Source organism: Sagittula sp. NFXS13 (genome assembly GCF_040148795.1).
Lineage (GTDB): Bacteria > Pseudomonadota > Alphaproteobacteria > Rhodobacterales > Rhodobacteraceae > Sagittula > Sagittula marina.
On record NZ_JAGEMH010000003.1, the window covers coordinates 237679 to 259280 of the forward strand.

The 21602-nt window shown below is 61.7% G+C and carries 23 protein-coding genes and 1 tRNA gene; 18 read left to right on the forward strand and 6 right to left on the reverse strand.

Translation table 11 applies throughout. The features are described from left to right. Nucleotides 1-9: 9 nt before the first annotated feature. Genes J4E08_RS08900 through J4E08_RS08965 form a run of 14 tightly spaced genes read left to right on the forward strand, consistent with a single transcriptional unit; the run spans nucleotide 10 to nucleotide 13822 of the window. Nucleotides 10-1791: an acyl-CoA dehydrogenase family protein gene (locus J4E08_RS08900; protein ID WP_349538167.1), complete on the forward strand. Its 1782-nt coding sequence runs from the start codon at nucleotides 10-12 to the stop codon at nucleotides 1789-1791. Further along, a complete protein-coding gene (locus J4E08_RS08905) occupies nucleotides 1791-3098 on the forward strand; it encodes a hypothetical protein (protein WP_349538168.1) in 1308 nt (435 codons plus the stop codon). The genes J4E08_RS08900 and J4E08_RS08905 overlap by 1 nt, the downstream gene beginning before the upstream one ends. 8 nt (nucleotides 3099-3106) lie before the next feature. Further along, the gene (locus J4E08_RS08910; protein WP_349538169.1) at nucleotides 3107-3538 is read left to right on the forward strand and encodes a cobalamin-dependent protein; all 432 of its coding nucleotides are present in this window, start codon (nucleotides 3107-3109) and stop codon (nucleotides 3536-3538) included. A gap of 2 nt (nucleotides 3539-3540) precedes the next feature. Continuing rightward, entirely contained in the window at nucleotides 3541-4866 is a 1326-nt protein-coding gene (locus J4E08_RS08915) for a hypothetical protein (protein WP_349538170.1), read from the forward strand. Beyond that, nucleotides 4863-5819 carry an ATP-binding cassette domain-containing protein gene (locus tag J4E08_RS08920; RefSeq protein ID WP_349538171.1) on the forward strand — a complete coding sequence of 319 codons (957 nt, stop codon included), beginning with the start codon at nucleotides 4863-4865 and terminating at the stop codon, nucleotides 5817-5819. Before J4E08_RS08915 ends, J4E08_RS08920 begins: the two co-directional genes overlap by 4 nt. Further along, nucleotides 5812-6594: an ABC transporter permease gene (locus J4E08_RS08925; RefSeq protein ID WP_349538172.1), complete on the forward strand. Its 783-nt coding sequence runs from the start codon at nucleotides 5812-5814 to the stop codon at nucleotides 6592-6594. Before J4E08_RS08920 ends, J4E08_RS08925 begins: the two co-directional genes overlap by 8 nt. A 36-nt stretch (nucleotides 6595-6630) precedes the next feature. Then, nucleotides 6631-6867 carry a phosphopantetheine-binding protein gene (locus tag J4E08_RS08930; protein ID WP_349538173.1) on the forward strand — a complete coding sequence of 79 codons (237 nt, stop codon included), beginning with the start codon at nucleotides 6631-6633 and terminating at the stop codon, nucleotides 6865-6867. A 39-nt stretch (nucleotides 6868-6906) separates the two neighbouring features. Next, on the forward strand, nucleotides 6907-7809 hold the full coding sequence (locus J4E08_RS08935; RefSeq protein WP_349538174.1) for an alpha/beta hydrolase: 903 nt from the start codon (nucleotides 6907-6909) through the stop codon (nucleotides 7807-7809). Beyond that, nucleotides 7806-9026: an ABC transporter permease gene (locus J4E08_RS08940; protein ID WP_349538175.1), complete on the forward strand. Its 1221-nt coding sequence runs from the start codon at nucleotides 7806-7808 to the stop codon at nucleotides 9024-9026. The genes J4E08_RS08935 and J4E08_RS08940 overlap by 4 nt, the downstream gene beginning before the upstream one ends. After that, on the forward strand, nucleotides 9019-9771 hold the full coding sequence (locus tag J4E08_RS08945) for an outer membrane lipoprotein-sorting protein (RefSeq protein ID WP_349538176.1): 753 nt from the start codon (nucleotides 9019-9021) through the stop codon (nucleotides 9769-9771). Before J4E08_RS08940 ends, J4E08_RS08945 begins: the two co-directional genes overlap by 8 nt. Before the next feature lie 14 nt (nucleotides 9772-9785). Beyond that, entirely contained in the window at nucleotides 9786-11348 is a 1563-nt protein-coding gene (locus J4E08_RS08950; protein WP_349538177.1) for a class I adenylate-forming enzyme family protein, read from the forward strand. Further along, nucleotides 11345-12457: a hypothetical protein gene (locus J4E08_RS08955; RefSeq protein ID WP_349538178.1), complete on the forward strand. Its 1113-nt coding sequence runs from the start codon at nucleotides 11345-11347 to the stop codon at nucleotides 12455-12457. Before J4E08_RS08950 ends, J4E08_RS08955 begins: the two co-directional genes overlap by 4 nt. Next, nucleotides 12450-13304 (forward strand): hypothetical protein, encoded by an 855-nt coding sequence (locus J4E08_RS08960; protein ID WP_349538179.1) that lies wholly within the window; start codon nucleotides 12450-12452, stop codon nucleotides 13302-13304. Before J4E08_RS08955 ends, J4E08_RS08960 begins: the two co-directional genes overlap by 8 nt. Continuing rightward, entirely contained in the window at nucleotides 13301-13822 is a 522-nt protein-coding gene (locus tag J4E08_RS08965; RefSeq protein WP_349538180.1) for a hypothetical protein, read from the forward strand. The genes J4E08_RS08960 and J4E08_RS08965 overlap by 4 nt, the downstream gene beginning before the upstream one ends. A gap of 60 nt (nucleotides 13823-13882) precedes the next feature. On the opposite strand, the gene J4E08_RS08970 is transcribed toward J4E08_RS08965, so the two are convergent. The 3 genes from J4E08_RS08970 to J4E08_RS08980 form a co-directional block, all read right to left on the reverse strand. Beyond that, entirely contained in the window at nucleotides 13883-14443 is a 561-nt protein-coding gene (locus J4E08_RS08970) for a hypothetical protein (protein WP_349538181.1), read from the reverse strand. A 65-nt stretch (nucleotides 14444-14508) separates the two neighbouring features. Next, on the reverse strand, nucleotides 14509-15180 hold the full coding sequence (locus J4E08_RS08975; protein ID WP_349538182.1) for an acyl-homoserine-lactone synthase: 672 nt from the start codon (nucleotides 15178-15180) through the stop codon (nucleotides 14509-14511). Between the two features lie 164 nt (nucleotides 15181-15344). Beyond that, nucleotides 15345-16340, reverse strand: a complete 996-nt coding sequence (locus J4E08_RS08980; protein WP_349538183.1) for an alpha/beta hydrolase — start codon at nucleotides 16338-16340, stop codon at nucleotides 15345-15347. 211 nt (nucleotides 16341-16551) lie between these two features. Here J4E08_RS08980 and J4E08_RS08985 point away from each other — a divergent pair, with 211 nt between their 5' ends. The 4 genes from J4E08_RS08985 (at nucleotide 16552) to J4E08_RS09000 (ending at nucleotide 19520) form a co-directional block, all read left to right on the forward strand. After that, complete coding sequence (locus J4E08_RS08985; protein ID WP_183963495.1) at nucleotides 16552-17361, forward strand: sterol desaturase family protein; 810 nt, start codon at nucleotides 16552-16554, stop codon at nucleotides 17359-17361. A gap of 25 nt (nucleotides 17362-17386) precedes the next feature. Next, nucleotides 17387-18064: a hypothetical protein gene (locus J4E08_RS08990; protein WP_349538184.1), complete on the forward strand. Its 678-nt coding sequence runs from the start codon at nucleotides 17387-17389 to the stop codon at nucleotides 18062-18064. Then, entirely contained in the window at nucleotides 18061-18816 is a 756-nt protein-coding gene (locus J4E08_RS08995; protein WP_349538185.1) for a 4'-phosphopantetheinyl transferase family protein, read from the forward strand. Before J4E08_RS08990 ends, J4E08_RS08995 begins: the two co-directional genes overlap by 4 nt. Before the next feature lie 630 nt (nucleotides 18817-19446). After that, a tRNA-Cys gene (locus J4E08_RS09000) sits at nucleotides 19447-19520 on the forward strand. An 81-nt stretch (nucleotides 19521-19601) separates the two neighbouring features. Here J4E08_RS09000 and J4E08_RS09005 read toward each other — a convergent pair. The 3 genes from J4E08_RS09005 to J4E08_RS09015 are packed head-to-tail and all read right to left on the reverse strand — an operon-like array spanning nucleotide 19602 to nucleotide 21561. Continuing rightward, nucleotides 19602-20621: a tyrosine-type recombinase/integrase gene (locus J4E08_RS09005; RefSeq protein ID WP_349538187.1), complete on the reverse strand. Its 1020-nt coding sequence runs from the start codon at nucleotides 20619-20621 to the stop codon at nucleotides 19602-19604. Beyond that, the gene (locus J4E08_RS09010; RefSeq protein ID WP_349538188.1) at nucleotides 20615-20821 is read right to left on the reverse strand and encodes a hypothetical protein; all 207 of its coding nucleotides are present in this window, start codon (nucleotides 20819-20821) and stop codon (nucleotides 20615-20617) included. The genes J4E08_RS09005 and J4E08_RS09010 overlap by 7 nt, the downstream gene beginning before the upstream one ends. Beyond that, a complete protein-coding gene (locus J4E08_RS09015; protein ID WP_349538189.1) occupies nucleotides 20821-21561 on the reverse strand; it encodes a hypothetical protein in 741 nt (246 codons plus the stop codon). The genes J4E08_RS09010 and J4E08_RS09015 overlap by 1 nt, the downstream gene beginning before the upstream one ends. Nucleotides 21562-21602: the final 41 nt, after the last annotated feature.

Here is a 21602-nt window from a genome sequence, read left to right on the forward strand (position 1 = left end):
GCGAGGGACATGGACTTTCTGTTGTGGGAACAGTTCCGCATCCACGAAACGCTGGGTCTCGACAGCGCCGAGCAGCGCGACATCATCCAGACCAACATGGCGAATGCCCGGGCCTGGGCCGAGGGACCGCTGGCGCAAAGCTACAAGGAAACGGACGAACAGGAAGCCTGTCTGGCCGATGGCAAAGTTGTGCTGCCCGACAGCTATCCCGGTCTCTACCAGGGGTTTTCCGAGATGTGGACCCAGTGGCAGGACGGCGCGGCGCAAGGCACCGCCATGCCGCCCATCGTTCAGAACCTTATCATCGAGATGTTCATGGCGGGCAATGCGTCCTTCATGACCTATGTCGGCTTTTCCCAACCGGCCAGATCGCTGCTGCGCGCACATGGGTCCGATGACCTGAACGCCACCTACGGGCCGGCCTTGCAGGACATGCGCGCAACCGCCTGCCTGTGCATTACCGAAAAAGGGGCCGGCTCGGATCTGAGCAAGCTGGCCGCCCTTGCCACCAAACAGGACGACGGGCGCTATCTGCTGACCGGTCACAAATGGCTGATTTCGGCAGGCAGCCACGAAATGACGGACAATATCTATTATTTCGTTCTGGCGCGCACCGACCCCAAGCAGACAGGCATGGCCGGTCTGTCGTGTTTCCTCGTGCCGCGCTACCGCATCGACGAGGGCGGCGCGCACAGCATCGACAATGGCATCCGGGTGAACGAAGTCGTGACCAAGATGGGCTTCAAGGGCTGTGCAAACACGCATCTGCTGTTTGGCGAAGACGGCGTCGAAACCCAGGCATTCCTGCTGGGACGCATGGAGGGGACCGGGCTTCAGCAGTTGATGATGATGATGAAACCGGCCCGCATTTCGACCGGCATCTTTGCCCTGGGGCTGGCCAGTTCGGCGCATGAAACCTCGGTCGCCTATTCGCAGCAGCGGGTGCAGGGCAAGCGGTTTGATCAGGCGATGAGTGCCCGCGCCCCCAGCCTGCCCATTGCCGAACATCCCGATGTGCGCCGGATGCGACTGGACATGGCCGCCTATACCTCTGGCTGCCGGGCGATGATTGCGCGACTGGGGCTGTATCAATCCTTCGAAGATGACCCCAGCCAGCCCGAGGACCTGCGGCGCGCGGCTGATGACATCTCCGAAGTTCTCCTGCCCATCGTCAAGGCCTACACCTCGGACAAGGCCTGGGTGGTTTGCGAGACGGCGATCCAGACCCACGGCGGGGTCGGCTTCACGCGCGATTACCCGGCGCAACAGAATGCGCGGGATTGCAAGGTGCTGTCGATCTGGGAAGGCACCAACCACATTCAGGCGCTGTTTTTGTTCCGTGACAAGCTGGGCATGTGCGTGCAGCCGAAACGGCTGAACACGCTGCGCGCCGCGATCGAAGACACTCTTGCCAGGGCAGAGGCGACCGGTGCTTTGGACAAGGACGTGCGCAACCTGCGCGACGCGCTTGCCGCGCTGGGCGATGCCACCGCCGCAGCCCGCGACTGCGTGCGGTATCAACGCATGAATGACGTGCCGCAATTCGCGGTCGAATTGCAGGCGGCGCTGGGGGACATCGTGATTGCCTGGCATCTGCTGGAGGCGGCCGAGATTGCCCTGAAAGCCCTGGCATCCAGCGACGCCGATGCGGCCTTTTATGCCGACAAGGTCGATATCGCGCGCCATTTCCTGCGGCGCCGTCTGCCCCAGTCTGCCGCCTCGCTGCGCGCCATCGCGGGCGAAATGCAAGACGTCGTGGCCACGCAACTGGCCAAGACGCAGGCCGCGTGATGCGCGCCCGGCTGCATAAGCGCTTGCTTGGCACGGTCTTGCAGGGTGCGGTCCTGCTGGGCTGTGCCAGTCCGACCCTGGCGCAGGACAACGTGGACATCCCTTTGGACTTGCAGGCCATTCCCGAAGGCACCGGCGACGACACGAATTGGAGCGACGTCACCGACACCCGCCCGGTCCGGTTTGAATTTGGCCTGGGCCTGCGCCGCGAAACCATGGGCGGGCCTCTTGACAGCCTGGTAGACGACGCAGGCACGTTGAGTTTTGCCAGCCTCGCCGTGGATATCGACACGCAGCTGGGCGCCGGGTTCGATTTCCTCGGCCGGGGCGTCGCACATTTCGAAGAGGGAAAGACCGATCTTCTCCTGCAACGTGCCGTTCTGTCCTTTGCGCCGCAAGACAGCCGCCTGCGGGCCTCGCTGGGCAAGGAGTACTTTGCCCACAGCTTTACCGAACTGGCGCATGTGCTGGACCTGTCGCCACGAGAGGCCGCGCGGATAGACACCGACGACACGCGGGAGGACTACGCCTATCCCTTTGCCCGGTTGGGCTTTGACGTCGGGGCACATCATCTGAGCCTGATCGCCATGTCACAGGGGCACGATCTGACCCACGCGGAAGATGATCCCTGGCTCTATGCCCTGCGCTACGAAACCCAACGGGGGGAAGCCAACCTCTCGGCACACGTGATCCATCGCGATGATGCGGACACGGAATTCGGTTTCGGCATCAACGCGCCGGTCGGGGCGGCGATTTTGTCTTTCGAAGGGACCGTCTCCGACCGGCGGCGCTTGCCGCTGACCGATCTGCGCCCCGGCGGCGGCGAGCTGCGTGCCACCGGGGCTGACACACCGACGTATCAGACGGTGCTGGCCGCACGGATTCCGGTGTCGTCGAAATGGCAGGCCGAGGCGGCATATTTGTACAACGGGCACGGCTATTCCGACGCGGAATGGCGCGACTTCAGGTCGGCCGAAGATGCGGTTCTGGCCGGCATGCGGGTCGGCAATTTTCGGTACGCGGATTTCCTGGGCGACGCGCAGGCGGCCCATGCCGACCAATACCTGCGCCGAAACTACGTGACCTTTGCGCTCAGCTCTCTGGAAGAGATCGGCCAATGGTCGGCGACAGCGGGCGCGGTGGGCGGACTGGATGACGGCAGCGCCTTCGGGTTTGCCGAGGCCAGCCGACCCATTGGCACGGCGGGTCGTTTTTCGGTGTCGATGAGCGGTGGCAGCGGATCGCGGGACAGCGAGTTCGTGCGCCGATCTTCCGAGGTCGAAATGAAACTGGTTTGGGGATTCTGACGATGCACATGCAGCCTGCACCGAACACCAAGGGAACAATCGTACTGGGGTCCACCAGCAGTGACCCGCATGTCGTGCCGCTGTTCCTTGTCAAACTGTTACTGGAGGAGAACGGCTATCGCGTGGTGAACCTGCGGTGTTCGAACACGCCAGAGGCCTTCGTCGCGGCGGCTGGTGCGCAGGCCGACATCCGCGCCATCGTGATTTCCAACAACAACGGCGCCGCCTGCGAAGATCTCGAAGGGTTGAGCGACGCGCTCGCGCAAGGACCGGCGCGGGTGCCGGTGATCCTGGGCGGACGGGCCTGGGTGCATTTCTCCAAGGCATTGGAAGACACGCTTCACGGACACGGCATCACCCATATCTGCACCGACTTCGACGCGCTGATGCGCGTGTTGGATGGCATCGAAAGGGACATGCCTTGCCATACCCATGCCTGAGATTGGCTGACACGCTGCCCTCGTTCGGAGAGCTGATCGCCACCCTGTCAAGTTCGGCCAAACCGAGCGTGGCCGAGATGATGGCGGCCGCCAAACGCGAGGGCAGGGTGTTGTTGCAGCCGCGTGGCGGGGTTGGCGCCTTCGATGCGATGCTTGGTCTCTTGACGGATATCGAGGCCGTCGGCGAAGCCGATATCCTGCCGATCACGGTCGACAGTCATACCCGGCTGGGACGCTTCGACGTGGCTGGCAAGTGCCTGGAGCACTTCCCCGGGCGACTGAACGGTTTTCCCGTTATCAGCCACGGCTATCAGGCGCTGCGACAGTTGAACGATCTTTGCAAGCACCCCTTGCAGATCCGTCATGGATCCCCCGATGGGCGGCGGTTGATGGCAGAGTCCGTGGCGGGCGGGATCACCAGTTTTGAGGGCGGCCCTATCGGCTACAATCTTCCGTATTGCGCTGATGTGAGCCTCGAAGACAGCTTTGCCAGCTGGGCCGAGGTCGACGAGCTTGCAGGCATTCTGACCCAACAGGGGCATGTGGTTGAACGGGAGTTCTTTGGCTCCTTGACGGCGGTTGCCGTGCAGCCTTCGATTGCGCTGGCCTGTACCTTTGTCGAAGCGATCTGTGCCGCGCAAAAGGGTGTGAAAGCGATTTCCATCGCCATCCCGCAAGGCGGCAACATGGTGCAGGATATCGCGGCACTTGAGGCGATCCCCCATCTGGCGCGGCGCTATCTGCCCGCCGATTGTTCGGTCTATGCCGTTTTGCATCAGTTCATGGGCGTCTTCCCCGAAGATCGCCCCCGCGCCGATGCCTTGATCTTTGCCGGTGCGCTTGCAGGGCATTTGGGGGGCGCGCAAAAGATCGTCTGCAAGACCCATCAGGAGGCCAGGGGTATTCCCGATACGGCCGCCATCCTGGACAGCCTTGCATTGTCGCGTGCGGCGGTGTTGGGGCGCACCGTGTCGTTGCCGATCGACCGCGCCCCTATCGACGACGAACGCTCGGCGATCCTGCGCGAAGCGCACGAGCTTTTGGACCCCATCGCCGGCGCACCCGATGTCGCGCAGGCGGCCATCGCCGCGTTTCACGCCGGGCGGCTCGACATTCCATTTCCCGCCAACGAGGCGGCGCGCGGCGACATCTTTCCGCTGCGTGACCTCAACGGTGCCCTGCGGTTCGGCAGCACCGGCCAGTTGCCGTTTTCCGATGCCACGATCCGGCGAAACACCGAGCTTTTGAAATCCGTACCACGCCAGTCGCACAGCACCCTCGTGCGCGAGGCGATCCTTTATTTCTCCAGCACAGGAGCAGACCAATGAACATAGCGATTGCGCAACCGGATATCGAGGGCGTCGAGGTCGATACCAGCAGGGCGTCTCGTGACCAAAGCTGGATCACCATTGACGATGTGAGTTACCGCGCAGGCGATGGTTTCGACCTTGTGATCCCGCATCTTGCGCTCCTGGCAGGGGGGAAGACCGCCATCGTCGGCGGGAACGGTTCGGGCAAGACCACTTTGTTGAAGCTGCTGTTGGGCGACCTGAATGCGGACAGCGGGACCATTGCCCTGCAAGGCGCTGGGCGAGGCCTGTTCGATGTGGCAGGGCGACAGGCCCTCGGCGTGCAATTGCAGGACACAGGGTTCAATCCGGTCTACCGGGTGCGCGATATATTTGCGGTCAACGCGGCCTGCCGGCCGTTCGTCGATCCCGTCATACTCGACCTCATGGGCATTCCCGAAATTGCCAGCCGGCGTTTCGGCGCGTTGTCGTCGGGGCAAAAACAGCGGGTGCAGCTGGCACTGGCCCTCGCGCACCATCCCGAATTCGCGATTTTCGACGAACCGACCTCGAACCTCGATCCGGCATACGAGGCGGCGTTTGTCGAGCTGCTGAACAGACTGTCGCAGGAGGTATCGGGATTTACCGCGCTCTATATCAGCCACGCCGCCAAGGTGGTCGAAACCTGTGACCAGGTTCTGATCCTGGCGCGCGGGCGGGTGGAGACCCATGCGGCCTTGCAAGATGTGGTGCGGCAGACCTTCGGAAGCCGCGCCGCGCTGTTTGAAGCCGCCCCCGAGGTTTTGTCGTCCATAGCCGCAAGCTTGCCGCAGGGATGTGTCCTGCGGCGCGGACCCGGCCGCCTGCGCGCCTTTGGCGAGGCCGCGCTGACCGATGCCGCGCTGAGCCTGGCGCAAACCCACCCCCTGACGCGGTTTTCAAGCTGGAAAACCTGCGCCGCCGATATTCTGGAGGATCTGAACAATGGCTGACGCCACCCTGCGCCCGGGCGCTGTCCCCTTGCGATTTCTGAAGATGGAAACGCTGAGCTATCTCAGCGCGCCAGCAGCGGTTTTCTGGACATTCGTCTATCCAATCGCGCTGTTTTTCATCCTCAACACGATTTTTGGCGGCGGTGAAAGCCCGTCGGGGATGGGCCTGACCTATACCGACTATCTGATCACCGGGCTTGCGGTGATGACGATCCTGTCCACCGCGCTGTTCGGCTTTGCGGCGGTGCTCGTGGACATGCGAGCCCAGCAGAACCTGCGCATCCTGGGTTTTATGCCCTTCGGCAAATTCGGGTTCTACATCGGCTTCGTTGGGGCGCGGATGCTGATCCTGGCGGTGTTCCTGACGGCCTTCATGACCGGGTTCGGCGCGCTGGCGCCCGATGCGACGACGATCGGAGCGGCGCGCATGGTGTTGGTGCTGGCATACCTGATGTGCGGCGCGATGGCCCTGATCGGGGTCAGCCTGGTGCTGACCACATTCATCGCCAAGACGGCAACGGCGCAGGCTCTGGCCAATATCATCAACATCCCGGCGATCTTCCTGTCGGATCTGTTCCTGCCGGCCATCCTGTTTCCCGTACCGCTGTTCACCATCATCTCGCACGGGCCGTTTTACCTGTTCGTCAATCAGGTGCGGTCGCTGTTTGCCGGGCAAACACATCTGATCGACGCATTCCCCGCCATGGTCGCGATGCTGGTGTCGGGCGTCGCTCTGACGCTTTGGGCCGGGCGGCGGGCAAAGTGGCACGCGTAATCGCTTACTCTCCTCATCCCAGAAAAGGACAAGACCATGACCACATTGCAGGACTTTACCGCCCAGATGGAAAAGCTGCTGGGCAAGACCGACCTGGACGTCGATGCGCCGCTCTCGATGCTAGGCGTGGACAGCATGAACATCGTCGAAATGGTGATCATCTGTCAGCAGATCTACACCGGCGTGACGAACTACGAGGACATCGACATCAACGAGATGACCACGCTGCGCGAGCTCGATGAACAGATGCACAGCCTGTCCGTCCCCGCCTGATCCCCCTTTTCTTTCCGAGATTTATCCAAGGATTGCACCATGTTTGACTCTTATGTCCAGGAGGCGATGCGCCGGGGGCGGTGCCTGCCGGAACGCCGAATTCGACTGGAGGCACAAGATTGCCTGACGCTCTTCGCCGGCGTGTTCGAGACGCAGGCGCGGGCGGCGGCGGACCGGGTGGTGATCCTTTTGCACGGGGCAGGGGCCAACATGAATGTAGGCTATCTGGATCTGGCCAGGGACATCCATGCCCATAGCGGTGCGATCGTTCTGGTGCCCGATGTCCGCGGACATGGGATGTCTCAGGGGCCGCGCGGCTATGCGCCGGACCGCGCCCGTGTCTGGGAAGATCTGGATCTGTGGATCGCCCGCGCCGGCGCCCTGTGGCCCAAGGCGGACATCACCCTGCTTGGCCATTCGGCCGGGGCGGCGCAGATCCTCAACCGCGTGACGGACCATGGCGCGCCGCTGGCGAAATCAGTGCAACGTTTCATTGCGCTTGCGCCTTATTTTGCCTCGACCGCGCGGTTGCGGGCGCAAACCGGGCGCGATCTGGACGAATTCAACCTGCCGCAATTTTCCGTGCGGCGTGGTCTGGTGGAGCGGTCGGACGATTGCCCGGAGCCGCGCGTCGTGAATTTCAACTTTCCGCCAGAGGCTGCGCGGTGGTGCAATCTGGTGCCGGGCTACACCGCCGAGATGTCCGCCGCCCTCAGCCCGCGCGACATAGACCGTCAGCTGGCCGCGCTGCCCTTGCCGACAGTGGTCCTTGCGGCCAAGGGCGATGAGCTGTTCCCGGTCGATGGGCTGCGTCGGCTGGTGCTGGAGCCCGGCAATGCGCTGATCCGCTTCGATACGGTGCAGCACGCCCATCTGACCTGCCTGTTTCACGCCGGACCCCGAATTGCCGAGGCCCTGACCGCCTTGGAGGACGCGGCATGAGACAGGACCTGATAATCGTCTGGCGCGGCCTGCTCGAAAGCCCGCGACGTGCTCTTTTTGTCATCGCCAACATCATCTTCGGCGTTGTGGTCGTGGCGCTGATCGACGGCTATGCCACGTCGATGTTTCAGGGCATGCGCGACGGGTTGATCCAGTCGGGTTTGGGCCATGCCCAGATCTTTGCCGCAGATCTCGAAGAGCGCGGCAACCTGCAATCGGTGAACATCACGCTGGATACCGAACAGACCGATGCCATCCTTGCCGCACTGCAAGAGCATCCCGATTTCGCGGCCGCCGCGCGCCGCATCGAAGCCTCGGCAATGGCCACCAATGGCGAGGTCAGCCAGGTCGGCACGGTCATCGGGATCGAACCCGATCAGGAGGCGGTCATCAGCTCCGGGCTGCGCGTCATCGAAGGCCGCGAGCTTTTTGCCGACGACTCCCGCCACATCCTGATTGGCGAAGGCATGTCAGACGCGCTGGGTCTGGGGGTCGGTGATGAGTTGACCATTCTTGGCAATACCATCGACGGCAACCTCAACGCCCTGGACCTGGAGATCACCGGTATCTTCAGCACCGGCAACCGCGCCGCAGATGCGCGCATGATGTATGTCACGCTGGAGACCGGGCAGGCCTATCTGTTCACCGACACGATCACCCGTGTGGTTGCAATGTTCCGCAGCGTCGACGCGGTGAACGCCGCAGTGGCAGATCTGAAACCATCGCTGCCAGCGGGCGTGACCATTCAGGATTGGCGCACGCTGGAGCCATACTATGGCGAGGTGGTGGATCTGTTCTCGACCATCTTCCTCGGCATCAAGATCGCAATCCTGATCTTCGTGGCTTTGGCCATCGGCAACACCATCGCCATCTGCGTTGTCGAACGCACCCATGAGATCGGCATGATCCGCGCAATCGGCGATCAAAAGCTGGAAATCACCCGACGCTTCACCCTCGAAGGCCTGATTCTCGGGCTTGTCGGCACGGTGCTCGGCATCGCCCTGGTCATGGTTCTGGCCAGCGTTCTGAACAATTCGGGCTTGAACATGCCCACCCCGCCCGGATCGTCCGTCGACTATCCGCTGCGGTTCATCCTGACGCCTGCCAATCTGGCGATTGTCGGCTGTCTTGCAATGCTCGTGGCCTTTTTCGCGAGCCTTTCCCCAGCGGCCAAGGCCGCGAACACCCCCATCACGGAGGCCCTGCGCCATGTTTAACAAACAGACTTTTCGCCGTATCCTGACCGCCGCCGCTTTCGCCCTTTTGCCTGCAATGTCATTCGCCGGAGCAAAGGACGACATCCTGGAGATGGGCTTGTATCGCGGGTTCGATCAGGCGGCGTTCACCTTTGACACCCAGATCACGGCCTACGTGAACAACAAGCCCAAAGGCAGTTCACAGGTGGCGACAGTCTATTATCGCAGCACCGATGCGACGCTGGTGGCGTTCAAGTCGCCCGCCACGTTTGCCGGACGGCGTATCCTGACCGAAGGCAACAGCATGTGGATGGTGCTTCCCACATCGTCGCGGACAATTCGGGTCTCGGCGGATGACCGGCTGATGGGGCAGGCCTCGAACGGCGACATTCTGAATATTCCCGTCGAAAAATACAGCTATGCGTACAACGGCACGGAAACCGTGAATGGCAAAACCTACAAACGCATCGTGGCCAAGCTGAGCCGCGGCTCCGCGATGTATTCGCGGGTCGATTTCCTGTTGGCCGAGGGCAGCAACAAGCCGTTCCGGAGCTACCATTTCAGCGGCTCGGGCAAGCTGCTGAAAATCGCGCAATACGCGGCCTTCCGGAATTTCGCTGGTCATGAACGTGTGACCAAGATCGCGCTGATCGACCCGATCGTGAAGTCGAACGTCACCGTCATGCACTTCGACAACTATCGTCAGCGCAATCTGCCGCAGGCGATGTTCCGCAAATCCGCGCTGCGGAATGCCATCAACTTTTGAACCGGGGAACGATCATGCTGGATTTTCAGGAGGATACGGCGGGGCGACACTTTGTCCATGCCTCGGTGGATGTGCTGGGACGTTTGCCGCGTGGCGATGGCCGGATCTGGGCGCAAACGCTGACCGATGTCGTTGCGGCGGCGTATCAATCGGGTGGCCTTGGCGCCATCCGACAGGCCGGGGGGGCGACACTAAGCCCCGATGATATCGACTTGGCCTGGACGCAACTGGCCGAGGGCGGCGTGGCGCCGGGTGACACTATCATCGTGGCGGCCGAGAATACGCTGGCCACCACCGCGCGGCTTCTGGCGCTCTGGCTGCACGGCGTCGTGGTGGTGCCGGTTGATCCGGCACTGCCTGAAGACACCCGCGCGATAATTGCACGCGTGTCCGAGGCGCAGGCGTTTGTCGATGTCGCGGGCAAGGTCACGCGGTACGAATGCACCCCTGCCGCGCCCCTGATCCGGATGCGCCGCCCTCTGCGGGTGACCGGGTCGGACGTGGCGATGATGATCTTCACCTCGGGCAGCTCCGGCACACCCAAAGGGGTCGAGTTGAGCCACACCAACGTGATGTCCGCTCTGCGCGCCATAGCGAGCTATCAGCGGTTGGGGCCGGATGACCGGATCATGGCGATCCCTCCCTTCTTTTTCGACTACGGATTGTATCAGCTGTTTCTGAGCCTCTTCACGGGCTGCGGGTTGATCCTGTCGGGCGCGGTCAAGGCGGTGTCGAAACTGGCCCCGATGATCGCGCGCGAAGAACCCACCGTTCTGCCGGTGGTGCCTGCCTTGGCCACGGGCATCGCGCGCGTGCTGGACATCACCGGTCGGCAGGTCGACAGCGTGCGCCTGATCACCAACACGGGCGGACATATGCCCGAGGTCTCCATCGCGGTGCTGCGGCAGGTATTTCCATCAAGCACCGCAATGCCGATGTACGGGCTGACCGAATGCAAACGCGCGATGTACTGCGACCGGTCGCATCACGTCGATGCCGCCGAAAGCTGCGGGGTGGCAATGCCCGGCCTCCTTGCCGCGGTGCTGGTGGAGGATGCAGGCACGCCGCGTGCCGCAAAAACCGGCGAGACGGGGGAGCTTTACGTGCGTGGCAGCAGCGTGATGCAGGGCTACCGTGGCGACACATCGACCGCCAGCGCGCGTCTCATCACGGGGGCGTATCGCAACGATATCTGGTTGGCGACGGGTGATCTGATGTCGCGCAATGCGGACGGGCTGCACTTCTTTCGGGGCCGCAGCAAGACACTGATAAAGCAGGCAGGATACTGCATCCTGCCGCGCGATCTGGAACAGATGGCCGAGGCGTTGAACGTCGTCTGTGCGGCCACTGTCGTTGGCCGGACCGAAGACAACGGCGACGAATCCGCCGTGATGTTCGTCGAACTGTCGCCGGCGGGGGCGGGGCTGGATGCGCGGGCGCTCAAGGCGCGGCTCAAGGCACATTTACCGGCCTCTCTCATGCCGCGCGTGGTGTCGATCGTCGACGTCTGGCCGGCGACACCGAATGGCAAGGTTTGCCAGAAAACCCTGACCGCAATAGCAAAGGACGTTTCATGAACAAGGCAATGAACGCGCGCGACTGGGTGGGGCATTCACTGGCCAGTCGCGAGCTGGCCACCCCGGCTTACTATTTCAATCTGCAAGCCATAATTGACGACATCGCGCGGGTGCGCGCGCTTCTGGGAGGGAACGTCCTCCAGGAGGTCGCCGCCTGCCCGTTGCAGGAAATGCTGTCGCGCCTGCCAGAGCCGGAACGGTTCGGCGCCATCACGTCGTCGCGGGGTGAGCTGAACATGGTGGCCGGGTGGGACACGGACCATGCCTACGTGCATCTTCCCGGCCTGACGTCTCAACTGACGCGTGCGGTGTTGGGGGTCGGTCACAGGCTGATCGTGGAAAGCCCGGCGCAAATCGAGGGGCTGGTCAAGGTGCGCGGACAGCGCAAGGTGATGCCTCTGATGCTCTCGGTTCATCCCTCCTTGGTCATGCCCGGGGCGGGCGGGCATCTGGGCATGTTGCGCGAAACGCTGATGCAGGCAGTGGCCCGCGCAATGGAGCACGGGCTTGTCATTGACGGTTTGGCGCTGGCGCACAAAGGGGCCTTCGACTCCGACCGCGCGATTGCAGCCCTGGATGGAATGCGCGCGCTGGCAACAGACGTCGAACGCCAGACAGGCCGGGCGGCGCATCGGCTTATCATGGGCGAATGGACCGACATTTTGCACACGGCGCAGGACACCGCGCCCTACCGCGCGGTGGTCGAGGCAGGCCCGCACGATGAAATCCTGACCCATGTCGGCGGCCTCTCGATTTTCGAGCGGGCAGGCGTGCTGGTCACAAGGGTCGTGGACGTGCAGCCGGGCGCCGATGGCCCGCGCGCCACCTGTGACGCTGTCGTGCGTGGCGATTTTCGCGCCAATCCGGCGTTGGACGGGCCACGAAACCTTTCACGCGATACCTTGGGGCAGCATCTCACGACGTTGACGGGCACCACGGCCCGCGATGGCGCGACGCTGGGCACCACGCTGGGCGAGGTGCAGGTGGGTGACGAAATCGCCTTTGACGGATTGGGCGCCTATTTCCGTGGCTTTGATCCGGTCGTGGCACTGGAAGGCAAGCAGCTGCCCGCCTTGCTGTTTTTCGATGAGGAGGCAGCAGATGCTTGAACTGACAGCGGCGCTCTACCGCAAGACAGACCATTGGGCGCCGGTTGCGCGACAGGGGGGCGCGGCCACGGCAGATCTGCTCGGCCGGGTGCTGGCGGAACAGCTCGCCGGCGCTGTCGCCGGGATGGACACATCGCGGATCAAACGCAATTTCGTCGTGTCGACGATGCTGGATCTTCCCTTCACCAGCGGGTGGCTCAACTGGGCCGATATCGCTGCCGCGACCCGCAGATACGGGCCGGACCTGCCGGGCTTCGACAACCTGATCACCGGCTACGAATGCGCCAGTTGGGGCTATTGCCTGCGCTACGCGTTGAAGGAGCTTGAACCGGGGGACCAGATCGCCCTTTCGGTCCTCGATATCAACGTGATGAACATCAGCTACTGGCAAAGCAATCCGAATTGGGGCAACTCGGGGTTTGGGCTGGCGACCATCGTCTTGACTGTGGGCCGCGAAAATCGGGTCGAATGCCACATGGCCAAGTCGGTGAATGCCTTTGGCGAATTCTGTCTCGACCTGCGCAGAGTGTCCCAGCAGCAGCCGGACGTCATTCTGGTGCCGCCCTATTTCCCGCGCGACATTGCGGCGATGTACACAAAGATCGTGCCAGAGGCGCAACGCACTGAAAATCTGGTGGATGACTGGGGCCATTGTTTTGGTGCGGACCCCTGGGTCGGCCTTATCGAAGAGGTAGCCCGCGGGCGCAACTGGCAGGACACGACCTATTTCGCCACGTCTGTCGCCCTGAACGGCTATTGGACCTATGCCAAGCTGCGGCTCAATCCAAAGGGACGGTTTGCGCTGCTGCCCGATATGGATGTTCCAACGGTGGAGGAGGCGGCATGACCTTGGCTTACCACTCTCAACTGCGCCGCCGTCCTTATCCGGATCAGGTGATTTCGGGCGACTTCAATTCGCTGCAATTGGAAACCGCCGACGACTTCGCCGCCTACCGGGCCATGGCGCAATCCAGATGGGCGCCGATCCTTGTGTCGTTCTCGCAAAAGTACCAGATCCTGGACCGCGTGCTTGCAGCCATCGAAGCGCAGCTTGACGACGACTACGACGTGCTCTTGACGACGTTGCGGGTGCCCGGGGCGATGCGCTTTCCCAAACGCTACTATGACGACCGATTGTTTCTGGTGGCAGATCTGGCGATGGAAACGGCGCGGCAAGTGGCACGGGGCGCGCGCGTTCTGGTCATGCAGGAAGGGCTGGTGCGTCACCCGATGGAAACCGGGCGGAACGAATTGGTGCTGACCTTGCACAATGCGGACGAAGCGCATGCGCGGTTCGCCGCATGTGGACAGGACCTGGCGGCGCTGGGGTTCGTCCCGATGCCCGACCTTGCATTGGCCGACTGAAACCCGCCCAACCAGAGGTCGGGCACCTGTCGAGCCGTTTCTGGTCCGACCGGTGCCCGGTCAATCCTCTTGCCCGTGATGCGCGGACCGCAGGAATTGGTAGTCTTCGAAAGCTGCGACAGCTTGCTCCAGACCCAGCTCTTTCGCCGCCACGAATGCAACGCTTGCATCCTCGGCCTCGCCTTCCGCCAGGCACACGGCGCTGAACGCGACATGGGTTTCAAGCCGTTGCGACGGTGTGAAATCCGCCTCCAGATTGCCGGAACTCAGAAGGTGACGCAGTATGCCGGAACTCACGTCGTCGAGCCTGACCGTGGGTGGCAATTGCGCCAAGGAAATCCCCACCGCAAATTCGATCCGCCGCCGGATCTGGCGTGACACAGCGGGCCGGGACTCGCGGATCATGTCCAACGCGACAGCAATCGCGCGTTGACGGTGGTCGACGGCTTCCCAATCCTGAGAGGTCTGGATCAGCAGGCAGGCTTTGCAAACCTGTGTCATCAAGTCGTCGGCGTTCTTCGACAGGTCTTTTTCCAAAAGACCCAAGGCGCGGCCCTGTTCATGAGAATTGCCGCGATTGGCGTACCAGAACAGATCAAAGGGATTGGCTGTGTGAGGCAAACGAGGGAGGTCCCGATCGTGAATATGGCAGACGCGCCAAGCTGCGCCCGCAGGTTCAAGGGGCGCTAAAGCGCAGCTTCGAGTGTCCGAGGCGCCTGGGGCAGGGGGGTGAAACCGGGCATGGATTTGAAGACCGGCAGGTCAATGCCGAGCTTGGCGCGCATGTCGGACAAAACCGACCGGGTGACGTCGAACGACGCGCAACACACGGGGCGCGCGCCGTATCCATCGGCTTTTCCGTGCAGATGATAGCCCAGACCAGCCCTTTTGTAGATGCGGGACATGGCCGGTTCAAAGTTCGACACCAGGCGGTCGATCCCCAACGCCAGACCTGCTTCGCACAGGGCCAGCAGCAACAGCCCGAACCCGGCACCAGCGCCGAGATTTGGAAAATCTTCGGCGATCCGGTCGTCGTCAAGACACATGCGCGTGCCTTCGAACGTGGTGTCGGACACCAGCGCCGGATCGTTGCCATGCGTGGCACCAAAGACATCGAAAAGCAGCGTCGGCGCGCTGGTCGGGATCAGCCGCACGAGGCCATAGAGGTTTTGACGGTCGGCGCTGCACCAGACGAGGTATTGCGCGGCGTCGTCATCATAGCGGTCAAATTCGCGGTCGCCTGTCACGGGAACGTCCCAGCCAAGTTGGTCGGCAAACACCTTTTTGCGCAGGCGGAAGGCTGCATCGAGAAGATGGGCATGTGCTGCAAAATCCGAATTCTGAAGAAGTGTGAACATAGTTTGTCTCCTTGGTTAAGGAAACACTAAGGATGGCTCCGCACTCCGGTATCCCACGGTTGGAGGCTACGTTTTGAGTGCCCTCAATTGTGCGCCCCGATCCGAGGGGCGCTCGTTTTTGCGTTGTTTTTCAAGAGCTCAAAGGCACGATGCCGCAGGCGCATTCAGCGCTGCAGGAAGCGACCAATGGTGTCCAGCGCCTCTGGCTCCACAAGGATGCCCAGATGATCGGCCCCATCAATCAACCGGTATGTCCCCTTCGACGTGGCCGCCGACATCGTGGGTTCATAGGCCTCGGCGCGAAACGCTTCGTCCTCGGTCCCTGCGATCAAAAGGAAATCAGGCAGGCGGGCGACGTCGTCAAGATAGTCGCTGCGCGGCGCGAAGGAGGTATTGAGCCGGTAACTGTAGCTTTGCGTCGCCGTCTGGCCTTGCGGTCCCTGCAGGACCTCGGGCGGAAAGTTGAACTGGATCATGTGCAAGTGGTTCAGCGCGGTGATCCCGACGGAATTGAGCATGCTCAACCCGATCACACGCCGTGTCAGAACATGCGACCAACCGCCTGCATCGGACCGCGCGGTGGGCGCGTCGTATTTGAGGTATGGCGCGATGAGAACCGCCTTGTCCAGCATGTCACCATAGGCGCCGCCAGCAAATCGGATGGTCAGACCGCCGCCGCTGGAATGGCCAACCATATAAAGAGGTTGTCCCGGTTTTCGGTAAAGGGCGATCAAATCGGCCAGATCATCCTCGAACTGGCTTATGTAATCCACGTCGCCGCGCCGGTCTGGCGAGGGGCCATGACCACGCAGATTCGGGACGAGCACCTCGAACCCGTGGCGTTCCGCCAGACCTTTGCCCAATCCCGTATACGCACCGCCGTGCCACCCCGATCCGTGCACGACAACCACCAGGGGGGAGTCCGGAGACTGGCCCGCATAGTGGCGCGTGGCAAGCATCGTGCCATCCCGCGCCTCATACGGCAAAAGCGGCGCAGAGGCGGCGTCGTCAGTGCCGGTGCTCTCGAAAGACAGCGTTTCGGCCGTCGGCAATGCCTTCACCGACTGTGACAGCACCAGCCCGCCCGCAAGCACGAAAAAGATCACGATCGTCGACAAGAGGGCTATCAACACGCGCTTCAGGCTCCGGTTCAGTGTCATGTCACGTTCCTTGGTAAACAAGATCGGTTCAGGAGGCGATGTGCCCTGCGCTGCAAGGCGCGGATCGCCCGGATGTGTTCGCCGCCATCATACCCATCCGAAATAGAGGCCGCACCGCCCGCCAGCGCCCCCTCAATTGTGTGATTTTCCCCGCTCGGACCGCAGTGGATAGTTTGAGCCAACCGGAAAATGGCAAGGACGTGGAGCGCGCATGGAATACTATAGCTTTTTGTTGGAAAACCTTGCGTTCTACAGCGTGGACCTTGGCATACGCTATTTCGCCTGTGCGTTGGTCGGCTTCGGCGTGTTGTGGATGGGGCGGCGTTGGATCGCGGGCAAGCGTCCGCTGCCCAAGCTGCCCAAATCGCGGCAGATTCGACGAGAGATCGCCTACTCGCTGGCGACCATCGTGATCTGCGGTTGTATTGCCCCCGCGATCATCGTTCTCGGACTAGGGGCAAACCTGAACTTTTACGGCGAGATCGGCGATTACGGGTGGGTCTACTTCATTTTCAGCATCCTGCTGATGATGTTCTTGCGCGACACGATGTTCTATTGGGAACATCGCATGATGCATACGCCAAAGCTCTATCCCCACCTGCATCACGTTCATCATCTGTCGTTCAAGGTGACGCCGCTCAGCGGCCTGTCCATTCACCCGCTGGAGGCCTTGGTTGCCTCGGTCATTCCATACACGCTGATCCTGTTTTTGGTGCCGAAACATCCGACCGCCTATCTGATCTTCGTCTGGACCGATGCGGCGGTCGCGGTGGTCACCCACCTTGGCTATGAGACCTTTCCGCGCGGCTTTGCGCGTCACCGGGTAGGCCGCTGGATCGGCACCGCCACCGCGCACGAGGCCCATCACACCAAACCCGGCTGCAACTTCGGTCTCTACTTCCTGTTCTGGGATCGTTTGATGGGCACGCTCGATCCCGAATACGAAGCCAATTTCGACAAGGCGACGGCCACCGAACCGCGTGCGAAAGACGAAAAAGACGAAACCGTTCTGACAGCCTGACCCATTTGAGAGACGGAGCAATCCCATGAAGATCCCATTCAAACGTGCTGTTGCCGGTGCCATGTTGCTTGTCAGCATCTCGATACCGGCCCGCGCCGAAAGCATCCCGACCGTGATCCACGCCCAGGATGTGCCCACACTTTTCGCAAGCCTGTCGGAAAAAGCCGCCCCGAACGCAGTGGAATTGCGCGAATTGGCGGTGCTGACGTTCATCGAGGCGGCAAACGCCCCTCAATTGTCGAAGAAAGACGTCAAACGCTATGCCAACAAGCTACAGGCGCTGGCCGACGCGTCGGGAGGTGATCCGGAGATAGAAGCGATCCGCGCCACATTCTACGGTATTCAGGCGCGCGAGGCCCGCAGCAACATGGATGCGCTCTTGCTGGCGAAAAAGGGCATTTCCGCGTTGGACGAGCTGGTCGAGGATCATCCCGACAACGGCGGCGTGCTGATGCAACGCGGGTTGAGTGCACTCTATGCGCCGTCCTTCCTGGGCCGCGACGGCGTGTTCGTCGAGGATTTCAGCGCCTTGTTGTCCGATCGCTTTGCCTTGCCCCCGGTGGAGCGTGGCTATGTGCTGTTCAATCTTTTGAAAGGCTATCAAAAGATCGGAGATGCCGAGGCGGGGACTACGGTGAAGGCTGAGTTGCAGGCGTTGCACGTGACGCCATGGTCTGGATTGGGCGCGGACCTGTCCTTTTGACAGCTGCTGCGACAGCAAGCTGGCTGACCGGCGAGACGTGTCTTGTCCGGACAACGGACGAGGTTTTGCTGACGGCACAATATGATGTGGCCCGTTACGACCCTTTCGATTTTGACCGCCATGGTGTCGTCCTTCCACCAGAGTTTGGGCAGGCGGTTGCGAAGCGTCAGGCAGAGTTTCTGGCCGGTCGCGTTCTGGCGAAGCGCGCCATGACGCTGCTTGGGTCCTCTGGCGCGCCGCCCACCCGCGGCGCGTTGGGAGAGCCGCTATTTGCCAAGGGGGTTCGAGGGTCGATTAGCCATTCGCAAGGCCGCGTCGGTGTTTGGGTGACGCGCAGGCCCTGCGATCTGGGTCTGGATATTGAACATCTGGCCGCGGGGGCGCGCGGCGATGCAATCAGGCAGGTCGCCCTGACCGAAGCAGAGCGGGCAATGCAATTGAGCGACGCCGCGGTGACAACCGCCTTTTCCGCCAAAGAGGCGCTTTACAAGGCCCTGTTCCCGACGGTCGGTCGGCGGTTCGGCTTCGACGCTGCCGAGCTGCTACACGCTCCAGATGCATCCCGCGCGCGTCTTCGTCTTACCCGGAATCTGGCGCCGGGCCTGCCCGCTGGCCAGATCTTGACCATCAAGGTTTCATGGACGGGCAAGCAGGTCATGACGCAGTGCACGGCGGGCCCCTTTGGTCAGGGTCGGTGCGGCGCGGCTTACAGCGATCGTTCGCGAAACCTGAGGATGGAGCCCGCGATCTAAGAGAGCCCCGGGACAAGACAACCCGACCGCGCCGGAACACAGCCCGGCGGCCGCTGTCGCAACGGCTCACCCGGTTCTCCCAGCGGCAGGTCCGGCATGGGGCCGCCCCGAAACGGGCAATCGGGGTGCCTGATCATGCCCCGATTCTGCACGGTCTCTTTCGGGCAATGTTTGCGATGAATGAGGCAAAAACGTGCAACGAGATCTACTGACAGGTTTCGGCGGGATGCACTGCGCATCGCTGCGACGCGGTCTCAGGTTTCATCTGCTTAAAGGGTTGGGATTTAGCCTCTGAACAAATGCGCCCGGAAACGCCTGCATGATAAACCAATGCACCGCTGCAGACGGGCTTCTTGCCATACAACCGGTGTGGTCTCCGGCTTTCATGCCCAAACGGGTACTGCCGAGCTACAAAACTCGAATTACGCTGCCTACAGTTGCCCATAGCTGCGCCATTGGTCCAAGCGCCGCAATGGTTCAGCGCTCCTCCAAGGAGGTCCGGCAGAATGCGCGGGCGTGATAGGCACAAAAATTGCGCGAAATCACACTTGCGAACAGAGCAGAACAGAAATAGAGAGTGCGCACTGCCGTGTGACACCACCTCACGGCAGCAAACTAAGTGCTTTGAAAGGCGAGTTGGCGGAGTGGTGACGCAGCGGATTGCAAATCCGTGTACACCGGTTCGATTCCGGTACTCGCCTCCATATTTTTCAATGAGTTAGCTCCCTTACCTTTGCCAAGGGTATCAATGGGGGTATCAGTTTCCCGTTCTGTGCTTGTTCTGTTCATTTGCGCTTTGCCGCAGCTTGACGTGCTCGCATGATCTGTCTCGCCTCCCCCGCATACTTGATAATCATCGCTTTCGATGTGTGACCGCTATAACTGGCAATCTCGTCATCGGTGCATCCGGCCCATGCCAATTCCATCACACCGCGATAGCGCAGGGCGTGTTGATCGAAAGCCATCAATCCCAGCCGCTTGCGTTCCCGCACCATGACGCGCGCCATCGCATGATAGTCCATCGCCGAGCCATCGGCCCGCGTCAGGATGTGCCGCGACGGGTGCGGTGCGAATGCAAGTTCAGCCTTGGCGCGGTCGAGCGCGGCCTTGAGCGCCTCGGTGCATGGAAGGTGCAGCGGCGTATCGGTCTTGTTCTGTCGCAGCTTGAGGGTTTCCCCGTCATAGTCGCCCCATTGGAAGTCAACCCAATCGCCGGGGCGTTGGACGCTGCCAACGCCGATCTCAAAGATCAACAGCGGCAGAGCCTCACCTTCGGAGCGCATCTTGTCCACCGCCCAATTCGCCCAGGGCAGGTGCGGTTTCTGCCGAGCCTTTGGCACCTTGAGCGGCTCAATATCAATCGCCGGGTTATCCTTGCGCCAACGCTTGCGGATCGCCAGTTTGGACAACATGCTGATCGCGGTCGGGATGTAGTTAGCAAACCGGACACGGTGCCGGTTCTTTTCCATCGCATCGTAAATGTCGGCTTGAGTAAGCCGCGCTACGTCCGCATGGCCGACTTTGTCCTTGAGGTATTCAAAGACAGGTTCAAGGTCTTTGCGGTAGCGGGGTGAGAAATTGGCCCACTTGTCGGTTTCCCGCATGGCTTCGATCAACGCGCCCCATGAAGTTTTTGCGGCAGCTTTCTTGCCGCTCACGATCTCCCAATATTGGCGATCAAACTCGGCGGTGCCTTCGGTTGCCTCGATCCGGCCCAGATAGATCATCTTGCCGTTCATGTACTTGCGGACATACCAGCGGCCAGCCGGATGCTGCCACAGCAGTTTCTTCCGATGCGTCACCATTCGATCACCCCGGCACCGTTAGCCAAATCGCCAGACGCTATCGCGCGCAGTTGCTCCACGTCCCAACGCTCGAAGCCGCCGAATTCGGCAGGCTTCGGCAAAACCCCATTATCGACCAACGCACGAAAGTCGGAGGGCTTCATGTCCAGAAGCTTTGCGGCGCTGCGTTCACTGGCGAGGATCGGGGTGAGGGCTGCCATTATGCGCTCTCCCCAATTTCACGGTCGAACCAAAGGCCCTTGCTGGGCGTGAAGTTGCCAAAGCGAACCCGCTGCTCTTTCTCTTCCTTGGTCTCTTTCTCGATGGTTTCCCACGACACCTTGTCGCGCCATTCGAAATAGAACGGCAGGGCGCACTGAGTGAGGGCAATCGGTGCGACACCACGGGAAATGAAGATGCCGCCATGTGCCCGGCGATCCTCAACGGCCATGTCCTCAGGCCGGTTGCGGGTCGCGAAGTAGAGGCCCGCCCGCTTCTGCTCGCCGTGGACCAGCTTGCCGTCTACCAGTGGCGAATGCTCAATCGTAGCGATGCGCTGGTTCTCTTGCAGCTCAAGGTACGGGGCGCACTCAAATGGCCCGCCGCCTTCAACGCCCTCGGGGAACATGTCGGTGGTGAACATGTGAAGCAGGACCGACTCTAGCGTTGCGCCCTCGTGGACGCCGAGGCTGGCCGGGTGCGGGCCGTTCGAGCGGTCAGGCTGGATCGTCATCCCGGCGAACCGCTGATAGAGCGGGACCGCGTGTGCAGCCGTGCCGGTTGCCAGCAGCGCAATCGTCAGGCGTACCGCATCGCGCGGGTGCATGTGCGGGGCGTTCACCCCCCTTGCGCCGGAAGTGATCAGCCCCGCTTCTTTCATGAAACGGGCATAAAGCGTCACGGTCTTTTCCTCGACCCTGTAGGCTTCCGCCACGATCTTTATGAAGGCACTCGATTTCATTCTTATTGAATAACCTACGATAAGGATGTGCGTCAAGCGTT